We start from the raw sequence: 17,499 nt of genomic DNA, 5'->3' as shown, positions 1-17,499 counted from the left end.
AGCCTATTTTCATAATGTGATTGGGATCAATGTTATGAAAAGGAGGCTTCATGCCGGCTTTTGTTTTATTGCTTTTCGCCTTTTTTGTGTCATGCGCCTTTGCCGCCGATCAAGAACAACCGACGCCCTATGATCTCATCCGCCCTGTTTGGCCTATGAAATGGGATACCGCTTCCGTCGACGACGGCGGAACCGTGCAGAGCTTTAGTCATTTTGTTCCGAACCCCTCCAAGCACAATACCGTTCCAAAGGTAGGTTCCGTACCCCAGGACTTTAAGCCAAACGCCTTTATTCCCGATACGCTGAACCAGGCTTTTATAGACGCAATGAACATGCGCATCGGACGTATCCGTGTGAACCAAGCGGGCTATCTTCCCGACGACCCCGAAATGCAGTTCTACTATGTTTCTAGCGGGAACTGTACCGAGAATTTCTCCATCGTGGACCTAGACGGCAACGAAGTCGCAACCGGAGGGACTTTCACGCCCTCTGGTTTATCAACGTCATCGTCCTGGGAAATAATAGCATCCACCGATGCAGCGACCAATGACCAGGTTCGCTACAACACCGAGACAGAGGGCCCCTCCGGCAAAGTTTGCATTGGCAACCTATCCCAGCTTGCAGAAAACCTGGCCCACAATACCCGATACCGCATTAAGGTTCTCAACCAATATTCCTCGACCTTCATCATCAGCGAGCGAGTTTACTCCATGATTCGCGACGCCCTGTTAAAGTTTTTTGGCATCAACCGTAGCGGCAACTCGGAGTCCTGGTTCCACAAGCCGAGCCACACCAAGGATGGCGGAGGCACTCTCGTAAATAGCGGCTCGGGAGGCTCCACGGCCGGTATTACCGTGAAAGAGGGCGACCTGCAAGGCGGCTGGTATGACTGCGGAGACCACCTGAAGGAGTCTTACACCCAAGGTCTCTCTTTTATGGTGTTAACCACGACTGCAGCTGGCAACGCAGACCGCGATGACAACAACTACGCCTACAACCATGGCGAGACTGTCAATATTGACGATATTCCCGACATTCTTCGTGAAGCCAAGCACGGCGCCGATTTCTTTTTAAGGGCCTATCGCGTAGCCAATGGCGTCATCGACAACATGCCCGTTTCTATTGGTAACTTTGGCGCCGACCACGGCTGGTGGGCCAGGCCCGAAATCCAGGATGCCATTCCCGCAACACGCAAAGGCAGCGGCGGTCCCAGCGAAAGAGACGTCCGCCTGGGCGAATTGGGCGCCAATGTTTCTAGCGAAATTGCAGCGGGCCTCGCCATTTTGGGACGTGACTACGCCCGCTACGACAAGGCCTTCGCCGATTCCTGCAAAATGGTCGCGGTCGCCATGTACGACTTTGCCAAGAACCTGGCCCTCGGCAACCCCACCTACGGTGGTGGAAAGCCTTTTGTACACAATACCGAACCCGGCACATGGTCTAGCGCAGCCTATAACGGCGGCAACTCATATCTGGACGACATCAGTATCGCGGCAGTCGCCCTCCATTATGGAACCTACCCCGATTCCGGCATGAAATACTTGAACGACGCCGCCGAGGACCAAACCCTTCGCAACGACGACAATGTTGGTGTAGCCCACTTCCGGGGCGGGTGGTTTGCCGCGTCCCCCAACGGCATGAAAAAGTCCTCCAACACATCTTGGGCCGATGTCGAGACCTTTGCCCTTTACTCATTCTACAAGCTGCTTTTAAAAGACGATAGTACCGCGGCTTCCTTTGGAATTTCACACGACGACCGACTTTTTTACGCCGAGAACATCGCCTACACACTCGCAAACAATATCTCCGCAAGGTCCTCCTCCGGGTCAAACGGCATCACCATCCCGCACCCCGACAACGGAACGGCCATCGTGACAGCGACAGACCTGTGGTACCAAATGCAATACCAAATGGAATGGATTTACAACCGTTACCAAGCGGGTAATATTTTTGACCTTTTCGCCTACGTCGACGTGACCAAAGACCTAGAGGGCGTCCGCCTGCCTCAAAAGGGCGTGCAAACCTGGAACTCCGCCGCCATGAAGCAGTTGGGCATTAACCAGTTGAACTACCTGTTCGGCGTAAACCCGTGGGACATTTCGTTCTTGATTGGCGTTGGCGACAAAAACGACGCCCACCCCCACCACCGCGCAGCAAACCCCGAAGGCAAAAACATACCCGGCGCCACCTACAAATATACCCCCCCTGTAGGCGCCCTCATTGGTGCTCCTGCACCCAAAGAAGGGAACGCCTGGATTCCTGGCATGGCATATAGCTGGAAGGACCATTTTAAGGAAGAGACTTGTATTGACGCAACATCCATGTTCCTTGCCGCAGCGACGATGGTCATCAAAGAGGAGGACCGGAACCGTGCCCCCAAGGACATTGGCGTTGAAATCCGCTATGTGGGCTACGATTCCGCCATCGTTAAAATCACCCAGGACATCCGCGGCACTGCGATGATCCTCTACAGCACAAACGAAACCGGCCCCTTCAACATCCCCGTCAAAGACACTGTGCCGGGAATGTCTCACGAGATTCATCTTACCGGGCTCCAAAACGGGACTTCATACTTTTTCAAGGTCGTTGCCATAAACAGCCGCAGCGAGGCCTACACCACCAAGTGGCTTGTCGACAGTACCTCAACCCCTTATTCGTTTACGACGCTCGTTAGCCCGCCAGGCGATGCCGACATCCAGAACATTAAAGTTTGCAACCTGAGCTCCGACAGCGCCGAAATCATGTGGTACACTCCCAATGGCCAGTACGAATCCAAAATGTATTGGGACACGACCCTCACCAGCTACGACAAAATGCAGTGGAATACGGGCGACATCAACGCCGATGTCTCGGGAATCCCCACCAACTTCCACTACGTAAAGATTGGTGGCCTCAAAGAAAAAACGACCTACTATTATTGTGTCGAAAGTAACGGAAGCCGGAGCTGCATCAACGACAAGGGCGCTCCGCTCAAGTTCACGACACCTGTCACGCGTTTCAATTTTGACGTTACCGCCTACCAGTACGAGTTCACCGGGCTCGACTTCATGAACCTGAACCTTGTCAATAACGAAGAACGAGCCTTTGACAGCTTGGAACTTCGCCTCTACGTAACAGCACGCCCCGATGAGATTGAGGCCACACCTGGCGAGAACAACCAACCGGGAACCTGCCCCCTGCTCATTGACGAAGACATTTGCCAGGCTTACGACGAAGCAGGCTTCAACAAGCCTTGCTTGACCACCGACGGTTCCTCCGCCGATGAAATGATTCGTTACAACCTCCGTCATTCCGTGCCTATCAGGCTCGATGACACCTACGATGCGGCAACAGGCACCTACGGCTGGTACTTCCCCATACCGCTAGGCGGCACCGAAATCAAGTCTGCATCACGTATGCGCATTGACCTCGGGTTCTCTTCGGGCATTTACCAAAACGGCGGTTGTGAGACCCTTCGTCAACCGGGGAAAATCCGTTTCTCAGCCGCAGGCGGTCACTGGAGCTGGGCGCCGCACAAAAGGGAAATCGACGGCGCCGATTACGACGGCATGCCCGAATGGGAGAAGGACCAAGGCGACAAGGAACATGCACCAGTAAATCCTTACATTGCAGTCTACCGCAAGGATGAATTCATCTCGGGCTTCAGCCCCTCGTACAGCGAAATGGCAACCAAGCGTGCCGACTACAAACTCACTGTTTCCTACGACCCTCCTTTTAACCTTTCAAATGGTTCATACGTTCAGATTGACTCCAGTAAGAGCACCCTGTATGCGACCGGCACCGCCGTTGTCACCGAGAGCGGCTACATCACCGACATCTGGGTAAACGGCGTCGCCCTCTCCAAGGCTCAACGAGAAACTGCGGCAGTCTACGACCCGTCCACAGGACGCTACCTGCTCAACATCCCGGTAAAAATGACCATAGGCACAAACAAGGTCGACATCACCGTGTTTGCAGGGCCAAACCCCGAATGCGAGTCTTGCCAGGAATTTGGCGGTTGCGCCTTTGTGAACAGAAACTACTATGTACAGTTTAGCAAGGGCGACCGTACTGCCGGCAAGCTGCAACTGCTCCGTGAAGACGGGAACTCCGTTTCGAGCCCTGTTACCGAAGACCCCATGAAGTTCAAGATCTTCGTGAGCGACAAGGACAACAACAAGCACGAAACCGTCTCTGTCACGCTGCACAACTCTAGAACCGGCGAAGCAACGTCTGTTACCCTGAAGCGCACCGACGAAGCCCTCGGCTACTTCGAAAGCGATTGGTTCTCGGCTGTGAACAACTCCAACGCCGTGCTCCCCAATGTGGCCCTCGTTGGCGGTGACACCATCAACGTCATTTACATTGACGCCGACGATGACGAAGACTCGACTTCGCAGTACTTCTACGCGAACCCGACCACTCCGATTCCGCAAACCGTCATGATGCAAGACGAGAACTGCAATTCCAAGGCGGACCAGCTGACACTGACCTTCAGTGGAAGCCAGTTTGACGGTTCCTTGCTGAAGCTGGACAGCGTCCTTGTTGAAATGGAAAACCCGGTCAACAGCGACTCTGTCAGCTTTATGCTCAAGCCTACCCAGACCGTATCTGGTTCCGAGGCGGTCATCGCCATAGACGAGTCCTTGGTCCCCGAAACCACCGCACCTGTGGGTAAGGCCACCATTTACATGACCGAGAACAATATCGTCAAGACGGCGACCGCAAATATTTCTGACGGAATCGCCCCCAAGCTCACCTCGGTGGCAATCCTTGAAAACGAGAATCACGCCCGTGTTCAAGACACCTTGAAAATAGCCTTCTCGGAACCGGTGAATATTCCGTCCAAAAACTCTTGGATTCTTCGCGTTGTCAATAACGGCGCCGAAGTGAACCAAACTTCCATCTCGGTAATTAAGGCTACCACCTCGGATAACGGAAAAACATGGCAGTACGTTATTGAAGGCAATACCGACGGAGTCATTGTAAAGCAAGATTACAAGGCCGAAATCGCAGAAGGGATTTCTATTAGTGATATGGCCGCAAACCCGCTTTCGACATGCAATGGCCCGGTAACCATCATTGAATCCATCCGTCCTATCCCTGTCAAGTACGCCTACATCGAAGACAAGGAGGGCGACGGCAACCCCGACATAATTTACATTGAGTTCACCAAGACGCTCCGCGACAAAGACATGGTGGATACAATTGACGTCTATTGGGGTAGCCCTTCCGTGTACCACGCCTTTGCCATGCCCACCAACGGCTGGGCACTTGACACCATTTATGGCGAAAAAACGGCAAAGCCCATTACGCAGTTGGATTCCGCTAACGGCACTTGGAGCACAAGGTCTAGCACGACTTGCGCCACAAAGGAAGATACCGTTTACAACACCAGGAAAGTCTACGTCATTGATTCTATCACCGGGTTGGAGACCGACGTGGTAGACCACATCGACACTCTTTCTATGACAATAACCACCAAAGAAGACAAGACCAACTGTACGACAACTATAGATTCCACCTTCATCCCGGAGATTGTCACCATCGGGTATGACACGGTACAGTCCACAGCAACGGTCATTAGGATTCCTATCCCCGAAGGCGTGTACGCCAACACAACATATGGCGCACAAGGTGGCAACGGCACCTTATTGCCTCGCAAAGGACCTTTGGGCGGATTCTTTGACGACAATACAGCAACACTATTTGACAAGTGTCCGCCAATTCTGGTAACAGCCAAGGCCGATTCCAGCGGCAGTTTCACCACCCTTACTGTGATAGCTTCTGAGCCTCTGGTCGCGGACTCTTCCGATGCACTGGAATACATTGAGCGCAAACGTGGTTCCACCGCGGGCGTATACCTCCGTAGTTCCAAAGTAGTAAGGATGAATGGTTCCAAACAGACATACACCTACATGACTGACGCCGATGATGCCATCCATGCAGGCGATTCCATTAGGCTTGTTCCTCTGATGAACCTCAGCCGTTACAAAGACGTTGCCGGCAACAGTCCCACCGACAAAAATCCGTGGAGGATGGTCACTGGCGCAGCGGGCAATATCAAGTTCGAAGTAACGCTTGCTAACGGAGTCACCAAGGCAAACGGCAACGAATTCTCCTACAGCGCGTTCCCGCCCGCCCAGGATGAAGCTTTCCGCATTACGGTACTCAAAGAAGGCAAGGAATACTTCACCAACATCATGAATAACATCTTGATGGCTACAACTAACGCTGCAGACAATAGCTATCTGCACGCAGGTCCTGTATTCGGCATTGAAATCACTTTACCGTCGGCGCTTATATTGGACACCCTCGGAGGGGAGGTCGCCCTTGTCAATCTCATTGATGTAAAATTCAGCATTGAAGTGTTCGACAACATGGGGCAATTCATCAACAGCGAAACCATAACCATCAACGGAGAAACCGTTCGCAAAGTCATTTCGGACGACGGCGTGATTCGCATGAACTTGGAATGGCTCGCCCACAATGGAGAAGCTCCCATTTCGAGCAAGGGCAAAAAAATCGGAACTGGCGCATACATCGCCAAGTTCACCTTCAAGGCAAAAGAAACAAACACCAAAACTCAGCAAAAGAGTTCAAGTTCTGACGATACCACAAAGGCATTTGGTTTCAAACGCGCTAAAAAGAAGTAAATAGAATGAAAAAGATATTAGCCGGAATATTCCTTTTGGGTTTGAGCCTCGCCAACCAGGCGATGGCGGAGTTGCCCAATATCGACCGTACCGACAAGGTTCACGAACGCAGGTACCTCGACTCGATGAACGTTTTCAATCGTCGCGTAATTCGTGTTAACCAAAGTGGCTTCCGCCCACAAGACAACAAGTATGCCTATGTGGCGGACCCCTCGGCACAAACGTTCAAGGTCGTTGACGCGAATACAAAAAAAGACGTAATTTCTGCAAAAAATCTCACCTTAGCCGACGCCAATGCGCCAAAGCCCAACTTTTGGGTGGCGGGAGTCCTTAAAGCGGGAAACGACAACACCTTGTATTCATTCAGCCTGGCAGACTCCGCAACCGCTGTCGCAGGCACCGAGGCCCTATACAAAGCAGATTTTAGCGAACTGGCGACCATAGGCGAATACTTTGTGGTTTGCGGAGGAGACACCTCCGCCACATTCCACGTTCACCCGTCCATTTTCAACTCGGTTTTGGAATACTCCCTACAATTCTTTGGCTCACAACGCTGCGGAAATACAAAATCACACACACATGCCGCCTGCCACTTGAAGGACGGCTCTAAAATAGGCCACGACCTTACCGGTGGCTGGCACGACTGCGGAGACCACTTTAAAGTTTCAGAGACCCTGGGCTTTGCAGCCTACGTTTTGATTACCACATACCTGGTTTACCAAGACAAGGCAGAGGACCGTTACGGCAACTCCTACGCCGACACAGCCATCACGGACGGCATCCCTGACCTGCTTTACGAAGCCAAGATTGGCGCAGACTTTATCTTCAAATTGTACAAGGCGTCTAAAGCAGACGGGTTGATTGCCAAGGGCGACATGTACCACTCGGTTGGCGTAGACCAGGTGGACCATGAATACTGGGACGTGCCCGAAAAGCAGGATGCCCAGCCCCATTCCAAGGGAGGGCCCGACCGCGATGTGGCAGACTCTGCCGGCAACGTTTCGGGCATGTATGCCGCTGTCCTCGCCGAAGTGGCTGCCGCCTGGTATGTTTTTGACCCGGTTTATGCAGACTCCCTTTTGGAAGCAGCAAAAGACATCTACGCAAATGTGGTCAAAAAATCCTACCTAAATGTAACCGGCAAGTTGAAGGGGTTCTATACCGGAAGCTCCAACATAACCAACAGAACCGACAATGCGGCCGCAGCCGCCTTGGCGCTTTGGTACGCCACCGCCGACCCCACCTACCAAAACGACCTGTACAAAGATTTGACAATCAACGACAATTCCACCAATTACGGTTACAACAACGAGCCCGACGACGCAGGTCCCTACTTCAAGGGCGGCTACCTTGGCCTCACAAGCGGATTTTACCCTGGCGGCTGGATGACGGACTACGAAAACATCCACGCCCACGTTTTGTTCTCTTTTGTCAAACTCATTTTGAAGGACCAGGAAACCGCGGCTAGCTACGGCGTTGGAGAACTGGAAAGGGATACATTAATACAGCGGTCCACCAACAGCCTCCGTCGTTTGACCGACGATGGCTCTGAAGGCACTCCGCGATTTACAAACCGTTTCGGAGCGGTCAAGGCGGTCCCTCCTTACAACCTGATATGGACCAGCAGCGGCTGGGGATTGAACCGCTACAATCTGGGCGCGGCAAACGCCATCTTTATGCTTTCTGAAATCACCACCGGTCAAGAAAAGGATGTATACAAGCAGCTTGCCCTCGACAACATTTATTATAGCCTTGGCGCGAACCCGTGGGACGTTTCGTTCTTGATGGGTGCCGGCGACAAAAACTTGAACCACCCGCACAACCGTGCCGCCAACCCCGACGGATACAATGCTGGCGGCATGCCCTATAAGTACACCTGCCCACTGGGCGCCTTGATGGGCGGCACCTTCCCCGACGCCGTATTGCAAGATTATTGGGAATTTTGGACAGTTACCGAAACGTGCATTGACTTTTCGGCACAGCTTTTGATCCCAGCCCAAAGCCTAGCAGAGACACTGCCCGAAGATGCCGAAGGGCCCCTGTACAGCAATGTTGCCGGAGTTCCCATTTCTAATACCTCGGCCACCATTAGCTGGGACGCCAACGAAGTCGCCCTCACCACGGTGTTCTACAACACCACACCCGACGCCAGCACTGCAAAATCCGTCACGCAGACCACGGCCAGCAAGGGCGGTGCGTTGACCATTGACGGGCTCGAACCCAACCAAACCTATTACTTCTTCTTGGAGGGCATGGACGTCAAGCACAACATTGGCACCGACGACAATCACGGTCAATGGTACCAGTTCACCATGACCCCGCTCAACACCACCATCAGCGGCGTCACCATTTGCCAGGTGGACAACCGCAGCGCCAAGATTTACTGGTGGAGCAGCGACCGACTGAACGGAATCGTGAACTACGGGACCAGCAGCTCGAATCTTACCGAATCGCAACCCGCCGAGGGCGGCGCAGTCCTTTTCCACGAAGTCCTGCTTACAAACTTGAGCGCAGGCACCACCTACTACTTTAGCGTATCCTCGGGAGCAACCACAGACAACAACGGTGGAAACTACTACAGCTTTACCACGGAACAATACTCCACCTACGCCGACTTGGACATTTATATAAAGCCCACTTCTTACCAAGCAGAATGTACCGATTGGAAGGACTGCCACGAGTTCATTGTTTCTATCGCCAACAACGACACGATGGCGTTCCACGATTTCGAGATTCGCCTCTACCTTGGCAAGAGTTCAACCTTCCAACCCATTTCGTGGGCACCCCTCACCCAAAACTGGGGCGGCGAAGGAACGATGACCTCAATAAAAAGCATCTCATTCGGGTCGCCCACCTTGGAAAAAGACCAGTATTACATACCCATTACCATAGGGGATACCCTAAAGGTCTCTGGGCAAATGCTGTTCCAACTCAAGTTTATGACAGGAACCTTCAAGGACTTTACCGAGGGATGGTCCCTTGTTGCGCATAATGCCGAAGACGACCCGGAGCAATTTGAAGGTATTGACCTGACCCAGGCCCCGTACTTCAGCAATTCCGAGACCACCCTAATTGAAGTCAACTCAAAGGGCGAAAGGGTCCCCGCCTTTACAAGAGACCCGTATGTAGTGGTTTACTACCACGGCAAGCACATTTACGGCTATGGCCCCGACTACACGCCCGAAACCGGCCCGCAAATGCCGCGTACAGTGAGCCTCAACTTTACAAGCCCGTTTGTAACCCCGCACAGTTCATTAGAAACTACCGACAGCAACATAACCTATATTGGCGGCAGCCGTGTTTCGCCGACAGGATTCCTAGATGACTTTGAAATGAACGCACTGTCGATTATTGATTTCGTTGAATTCCCCTCGGCGCCTCGCAAAGACTCCCTCTCGTTCAACTTCCCCTACAAGGCGCAATACGGCAACAACTACTACGAATGGGTCAGCTGGCACAACCACGCCGCAAACATGAGTTCCACAAACAAGTACGACTGCGCCTGCGCCGTAGTCCGCACCAACGTCGAGGTTGACACCATCACCACGCCACCGGAACAGCGCCACCTCAGGTTCACCGTCGACACCGTCAAGTTCTACACCGGCAAGATGGTCGAGGTCCACGTGCAGTTGCTCGACAGCAACATGGCTCTGCTCGACACAGATCCGCTGACCGTCCTGGTCACCTCTGAATCGGGATACGCCAAGTTCTTCACCTCGCCCACGTCTGCCGACCCTGTCGAAAAGATCGACATCATCAACGGTGAAGGCGTGTTCTACGTGAGTTCCGAGACGGCGACCACAACCATCCTCAAGGCGCTTGGCAACAACACCGCCAAGTACACGTACAGCCCGGCTACGGCAGTCCTCATTATCGAAGAATTGCCGCCCTGGCCCATCATTGACGTAGCCAAGATGGTCGACACCGACTGCGACGACATCCCCGACGCCTTTGACATTACGCTTTCGAACGAGTACGTCGCCACCGAAGGACAGAGTTTCAACGCAATCAAGTTCGTTTACCGCGGGGACACGCTCTCCTCGACCAATGTAATTGCCCAAAACGGCAAACAACTGGTTGTTGGCGCAGGCATCAACGACACGACCATCAACACGAACCCCGTTGGATTCATCTCGCTCATCAGCAACACTCAGGAAGGGGTCAAGACGGCAGAGGACTTTTACCAAGACGGCATGCCGCCCAACCTGGTCTCGGTCTCAGTACTGGAGCGTTTGAACGACGCCACGAGCGACTTCGTTTACATCCAGTTTAGCGAGCCCATCAAGACACCAGCCGAATGGCCTCTCAAGGTGAACTCCGCCGAGATCGCCCCCACGGTGAAAAACGTAAGGCTCTACAACGACTCCCTGAACATTTGGGAATTCGAGATTGCGTTCGATGCCGGCGGAGGCTCGCTGATTACCGAAGGCATGACTGTGGAACTAATCCCGACAACTCCCATCAGAGACTTGGCGGGCAACGAGCTTGGTTCCTGCACGCCCAAGCAAGTCACCGTGCTGCTGAAGATCCGCCCGATTCCCATGGTCTCGGCCCTGATCGACGACAAGGACGAAGACGGCATTGCCGAATACGCCGAAGTGGAATTTATGCAGGCGGTTGACGCCAAGCACATGCCCGATTCCCTGACTCTCATATTCGGCAGCGCCACCCCCGAGACCCTTGCCGTCGAAAAGTCGGCGCTCCAGTTCAGCGCCGACGCAAAATCGTTGCACCTCACCTTGGCAAAGCCCTTCGCTTTGGGCAACACCAACGGTCCGTACGACGGCGAAGTCAACGGGAAAGCACTTGTGGGTGCCGGCCTGGCCGTGCAACACCTGGGTGCCGGAGCCGCCTACGAGAGCAACTCCATTTACGCCGAAGACCATGTGGGTCCTGTGTTTGTCTCGGCCTCGCTGCAAAATACCGGTCTCAACAACCTGACCTTGTTCATAAGCGAGCCGGTGCAGACCATCGACTCTATGCGGACACTCTTTTTGCGCGAGCGCGACGACCTCGCCGTCAACAAAGACAATGTTTACCGCTGGGTGCAAAAGAGCATGACGCTCAACGCCATTGACACCTCGAGCGAATTCATTATGGAAGGCGACCGTGCCCGCTTTGCCCCCAAAGCGCAGAGCGCCTTTGCGGATATGAGCGGGAACTCGCCCGCCACCAACAACCCGTGGGTCACCATCGGTAGCGAGGGCACTCCCGAAATCACGTTCAACGTGTACGTGAAGAGCGCCGTTTCCAATATCAATTCTTCCATTGCCACGGCGACCGACAAGGACCCGACCATGCGCCTTTTCATCAAGAACCAGGCCTCCGGCAAGCTGGACCTGATCGACACCAAGACCGGGCTTGTTCTGCAAAAGGGCATAGACACCACGGTTGCACCGCTTACCGGCGCCGTTTGGGTGTTCGACCTCACCGTCCCCCGTGGAGCCGCCAAGAACGAGCCCGCCGCCTGGAAGTCCCTGCAAATCAAGTACGACATGCCCATCTATACCAACCTGGGCACCTTCGTGAACCGTATTTCGGGCAACTATGATGTGACTCCAGAAGCCTACCTCTCCGACAACAACAAGGTCACCTTGTATGTGGAATGGACGAACACCCAAAATACGGGCGTTCGCTCCAAGGACGGGAAGGCCGTGGGCACCGGCGCCTACATTTACAAGGCTGAACTCAAGACCAAGTTTATACCGAGCACCACCAAGGACGCCAAGACCCAGGAGCGCTTTAGCGCCAAGGATTCTTACGACAAGACCAGGACCTTTGGTATAAAACGCATTAAATAAGAGTTACTTTTATCGGTATGCACGAAGTTTTATTCTCCAGCTCCCCTGTAACACTGGTCCTCTCCTGTGTTGCATTGGTCATTGCCGTATTTTTCCCCTTTAGCATTGGCCAAAAAATAAGGAGCCGGCAGCTGCCAAGACCGGTTTACCAATATGCAGTCATTTTGTGCGTTTGGAACAACGCCAACATTATTGGAAACCTGTTTTGCAGCGGCTACGAGCATACCATTTTTAGGCAAGTCATTTTCGGCATCCAGGCGCTCGCCTGGGTGCAGTTGGGCAACGCCGCCTACCGCGTGGGGGAACTCAATTTTAAAATCAGGCACACCCACGTTTGGACTGTCATGAACATACTGGGCGGTCTCTCGGTTATTACTCTGACCGTACTGTTTTGCACCATTCCCGAAAAAATGGCGACCCTTTTCAGCCTGCCCATTAACGGGCTAGAGAACCGCCCTGTATTCGTCGCTTTCTCCATCGTCTTTGCCATATTTGTAATGACCCCCTTGGTCTCTGCCGGTTACGTTTTGATTCAAAAGACCATCCTGTCGAGCGACTTGTCGCTCTCGCAAATTGGCACCTACATGCTGGCGGCATTCACGTTTTTTATCATTCTGCCAATCACATTCGACTTTGTGCTCCCGCTGGCATACAACTTTAAAATGGACGGAGGGGAAGTCACTTTTTTACAGTGGTTCCAGTACTGCGCCCTGTTCATCGCCATTATCGACGGGCAATATTTTACCTCCATCTCGTTCAAGAACAAAAGTTCCAACTGGTTCCTGAATTCATTATTGCTCCGTTTAAGCGACGGCGTTCTGTACTTTAGTTCCAAAGGGGATGTCGTCTACGCCAACCCCGCCGCACAGCAGCTTTTCCAGTGTTCCGAAGCCGAATTCAAAAAAATCAAAGTCCAGGACCTGCTCCCGGGCATTGACGTTTTTCAGGAAGCCTACTACGAAAACGTCAAGGTTCAAATCAAGGATGAACTCCACACCTTCAACGTGGGGCTCTTTGGGATCCACCAGTCCATGACAACCACGCTGAACGCGCTTTTGCTGAGCGACCAGACGAACCTGCTCTTTTACCAGCAACGTATCAAGACGCTCAACCGCCAGTTCGCCGAGTACAAGCAGGACCTTATCCGTTACCAGGACCGGTTGGACATCTCCGAAAAAAAATCCAAGGAAACCGAGAACGTCAACGTCACCCTCATCAACGCACTGCCCTTCCAGTTCTGGTCCAAGAACGAGAACGGCGTTTACCAAACGCAAAACCAGCAAGACATTGCCGTGCGCGGCAACCTGAACAAGACGACCGACCCCATCGACAGTATTTCGCCCTACGAGCAAAAGGCTCGCGACAATGGCATCAACAGCGTGTTCACGAGCTACGAGGACGCCAACCACAACGTGATTACCGAAGAACAGGCCTCGATGGACCTCAAAAACGAGAAAGCGGTTTACACCTACCAGAACCACTTTATCCCCATCATTACCAACAGACCGCCGTACAAGGTCATTGGGCTAAAAATCGACCTTTCCGAAGAAAAACGCCTAGAGCGCGAGCGCAACATACTGCGCGAACAAAAGATCATCCATTCGCGCCTTGAGGACTTGGGTACGGCTTGCGGCGCATTCGCCCACGACTACAACAACATCCTCGGTTCTCAAATCGGATTTTGCGAGCTCGCCCACGAAATTTTGGGGACGGTCAGCAGCAACGCCTCCGACAAAAAAGTCAAGGCCCAGCTCGACAGCGCCAACAACTTTGTTCTTGAAGCCACAAAGGCGGCGAAACGAGGCAAGGAATCGCTGAACGTGCTGCTCGATACCGTGCGAGGCAAAACCGAGAGCAAGATCGAAGACACTGTATTCCCGCCCACCGACATTGTGCGCGATGTCATCAACAAACTCATCATCACCTTGCCGCCGAACATCAAAATTACCGCCGAGCAGTTGGACGACTCCATCAAGGTCAAGGCGCAGGCGCCTTCCATGGAACGCATTTTGAGCAACCTCTCGAACAACGCCGTTTACGCCATGAAGGAAACGGGCGGCACCCTCGGATTCTCGGTCACCAAGGAATCCCTGTTGCAGCAGATTGTGTCACCGCACGCGCCCCCCATCCCGACCGGGGATTACGTCAAGATATCGGTCTCGGACACCGGTACCGGAATGGACTCAGGCACGCTGGAACGCATTTTTGCCCCGTTTTTTACCACCAAAGCCCCTGGCGAAGGCCTGGGATTGGGGCTTTCGAGCGCCTTACGCCTGTTAAAAGAGGGCAATGCCTATTTCACAATACAGACAACCATTGGCGAAGGCACGAAATTTAATCTATATTGGAAGTTGTACAAAGAAATTTAACGATAAAAGGAAGGAGTGATCATGTCCACCATTCTTATTATTGATGATGACGAACAATTCAACCTCATGTTGAAATCGGCCATGGAAATCAAGGGCTACGAGGTGGAAACTGCTTCGAACGGCAAGGAAGCCAAGACCCTGTACCAAAACAAGAAGTTCGACGTCATTATCACCGACATCATTATGCCGGATGTGGATGGCTACGAAGTGATTTTGGATCTCCGCCGTATGGGAATGAGCGACCGCGTCATCGCCGTGAGCGGTGGCGGACGCACCGCAGCCGAAGACTACCTGGTGACAGCACAACACTTTGACGTGGCTGCCACATTCAACAAGCCCGTGGACCTGCAGGCAATCAGAGCCAAGGTCGAGGAAATCATTCAGAACCACCAGTAATCGAGAATCTATGAAAATCTTGATCGCCGATTTGGATAAAACCTTTATCAGCGACATCCAGCGTTCCTGGCTCATGCCCGACACCGAGTTGTTGGTGTGTTCCGACAGTGACGCGCTCATGCCTTTAATTAAAAACGAAGCGATAGACCTCGCGTTTATCGAAGTTCCGTTTTTGACTCTCGAAAACATGGACATGGTAAGCTACCTCAAAGAGAAAAATCACGGCATCGAGATTTTTGTGCTTTGCGACAGCAAAAACTGGCCCGGCGCCACCAGCGCCATCAACCGCGGCGCCAACAGCTTTTTGATGAAGCCGGTTTCGCTCAAGCAGCTCGAGGACACAGCCAAAAAGATCCAGACCCAGCAGCAGAACAAGAGCACGCACCAACTGATGGAATCGCAGGTGCTCGACAGCCTCCTGGGCGACACGCCCGAGATGCGCAAGATTTTAAAGACGGTCTACAAGATTGCCCCCACCACGAGTACCGTGCTCATCACCGGCGAATCGGGTAGTGGCAAGGAATTCTTGGCGAACGTAGTCCACCGCTTTAGCAAGCGTGCGAACGAACCTTTTGTGGCAGTCAACTGCGGCGCGATTCCCGAGAACCTGGTCGAGAGCGAACTCTTTGGAGCAAAAAAAGGCTCCTACACCGGATCTACCATGGACAAGAAGGGCTTGTTTGAATCGGCGAACGGCGGCACACTGTTCCTCGACGAAGTCGGTGAGCTCTCGGCGGCGACCCAAGTGAAGTTGCTGCGTTTTTTGCAGAGCCACGAGATTCGCCGCGTAGGCGAAAACGAGGCCCGCTACCTGGACGTGCGCGTGATTGCCGCGACCAACCGCGACCTGCAGCAGGCCATGCTGCAAGGCGATTTTCGCGAAGACCTTTACTACCGTCTGAACACATTCCACCTGCAGCTCCCTCCCCTGCGTGAACGCAAGCCGGTCATCCCGACGCTCATCCGCTACTTTATTTTGAAGTACAAAGAAACGCACAACAAGGAGATTCTGGACCTGGAACCGGCAGCGCAGTACGCGCTGACCAAATACCCCTACCCAGGCAACATCCGCGAACTCGAGAACATCGTGGAGCACGCGATTGTGCTCTCCGAGAACGGCGTCATCCGCCTGGAGGACCTGCCCGAAGAAGTACAGGCAGAGGCGCGCGAAAAGCAGTTCGCCATCCCGCACATGAAGAGCGACGCTATTGACGGCGAAATCGTCGTGGAGCCGGTCCAAGCCATTGAGAACCACACCGCCGAACCCACCGCAGGCAATTCCCGCAACAACGCCCTCGCCCGCCCCGCCGGCAAAAGCGCCCCGCAGGAATCCGAGGACGAAATCATTTCGCTCGAAGAGATGGAGCGTCGTCACATTTTGCATGCGCTCTCGGTGTGCAAGGGGAACCAGGCGGAGATTTGCGAAAAGCTGGGCATTAGCCGATCCACGTTGTGGCGCAAGGTGAAGGCGCTCAAAATCGAAATGGACAGTACCGAAACATGATGCGCATCAACAAGTTTATCTCGCTCAGCGGGCTCGCCAGTCGCCGCGCCGCCGACGGGCTCGTGGCCGAAGGCCGCGTGCAGGTCAACGGAGTGACCATCAGCGACCTCGGTCACCAGGTGGACGAAAACGAGGACGAGGTGCTGGTCGATGGCAAGCGCGCGACGCTCCCAAAAAAAACGAAGGCTATTTTATTCCACAAGCCGGCAGGCTGCGTTTGCACCAAGGACGACCCGCAAGGCCGCCGCACCGTTTACGACTACCTGCCGCCGGGATACCAAACGTTCAAGTACGTGGGAAGGCTCGACCTGCAGAGCCGCGGTCTATTGCTGTTCACCGACGACGGCGAACTGCTGCACCGCTTGACTCACCCGAGCTACGAAATCCCTCGCAGCTACTTTGTATGGACCACACGTCCACTTTCGGAATCAGCCGCGCAAAAGCTGGTCAACGGCGTGGACATCCGCGACCCCGAAGACCCGAACGCCGAAGAAGAAATCGCCTTTGCGACAGACGTGTACCTTGAAAAGGACTACGCGGAACTCTGGCTCATTGAGGGCAAAAACCGCGAAATCCGCCGCATGATGCGCGCCGTGGGTTACGAGATCCGTGACCTCAAACGCGTGAGCTACTGCCATATTCAGCTGGGCGACCTGCCCGCCGGCGAATTCCGCGAACTCACCGCCGACGAGATGAACAAATTGCGCCAAGCAGTACACCTATAGGCGGCTGCGCCTTCAGACGAGAGATAGATGCTTGTATGAAACAGTTCAGTTGGCAGAACTTAGAGATAG

At 53.5% G+C, this 17,499-nt stretch carries 6 protein-coding genes; all 6 read left to right on the top strand.

Annotated elements, in window-relative coordinates; all coding sequences use genetic code 11:
* Positions 1–155: 155 nt before the first annotated feature.
* Genes BUB55_RS06205 through BUB55_RS06180 form a run of 6 tightly spaced genes read left to right on the top strand, consistent with a single transcriptional unit; the run spans position 156 to position 17,430 of the window.
* Positions 156–6,635, top strand: a complete 6,480-nt coding sequence (locus BUB55_RS06205; protein WP_159431936.1) for a glycoside hydrolase family 9 protein — start codon at positions 156–158, stop codon at positions 6,633–6,635.
* Positions 6,636–6,640: 5 nt separating this feature from the next.
* Positions 6,641–12,436, top strand: coding sequence for a glycoside hydrolase family 9 protein (locus BUB55_RS06200; RefSeq protein ID WP_073189168.1), 5,796 nt, complete (start codon positions 6,641–6,643; stop codon positions 12,434–12,436).
* A 17-nt stretch (positions 12,437–12,453) separates the two neighbouring features.
* Positions 12,454–14,805, top strand: coding sequence for an ATP-binding protein (locus tag BUB55_RS06195; protein WP_083596908.1), 2,352 nt, complete (start codon positions 12,454–12,456; stop codon positions 14,803–14,805).
* Between the two features lie 21 nt (positions 14,806–14,826).
* Positions 14,827–15,201: a response regulator gene (locus BUB55_RS06190; protein WP_073189164.1), complete on the top strand. Its 375-nt coding sequence runs from the start codon at positions 14,827–14,829 to the stop codon at positions 15,199–15,201.
* 10 nt (positions 15,202–15,211) lie between these two features.
* Positions 15,212–16,705, top strand: coding sequence for a sigma-54-dependent transcriptional regulator (locus BUB55_RS06185; protein ID WP_073189162.1), 1,494 nt, complete (start codon positions 15,212–15,214; stop codon positions 16,703–16,705).
* The gene (locus BUB55_RS06180) at positions 16,702–17,430 is read left to right on the top strand and encodes a pseudouridine synthase (protein ID WP_234971825.1); all 729 of its coding nucleotides are present in this window, start codon (positions 16,702–16,704) and stop codon (positions 17,428–17,430) included. The genes BUB55_RS06185 and BUB55_RS06180 overlap by 4 nt, the downstream gene beginning before the upstream one ends.
* Positions 17,431–17,499 lie beyond the last annotated feature (69 nt).

Origin of the sequence: Fibrobacter sp. UWP2 (assembly GCF_900141705.1) — a bacterium.
Lineage (GTDB): Bacteria > Fibrobacterota > Fibrobacteria > Fibrobacterales > Fibrobacteraceae > Fibrobacter.
This window is presented reverse-complemented; position numbering and strand designations above follow the sequence as displayed.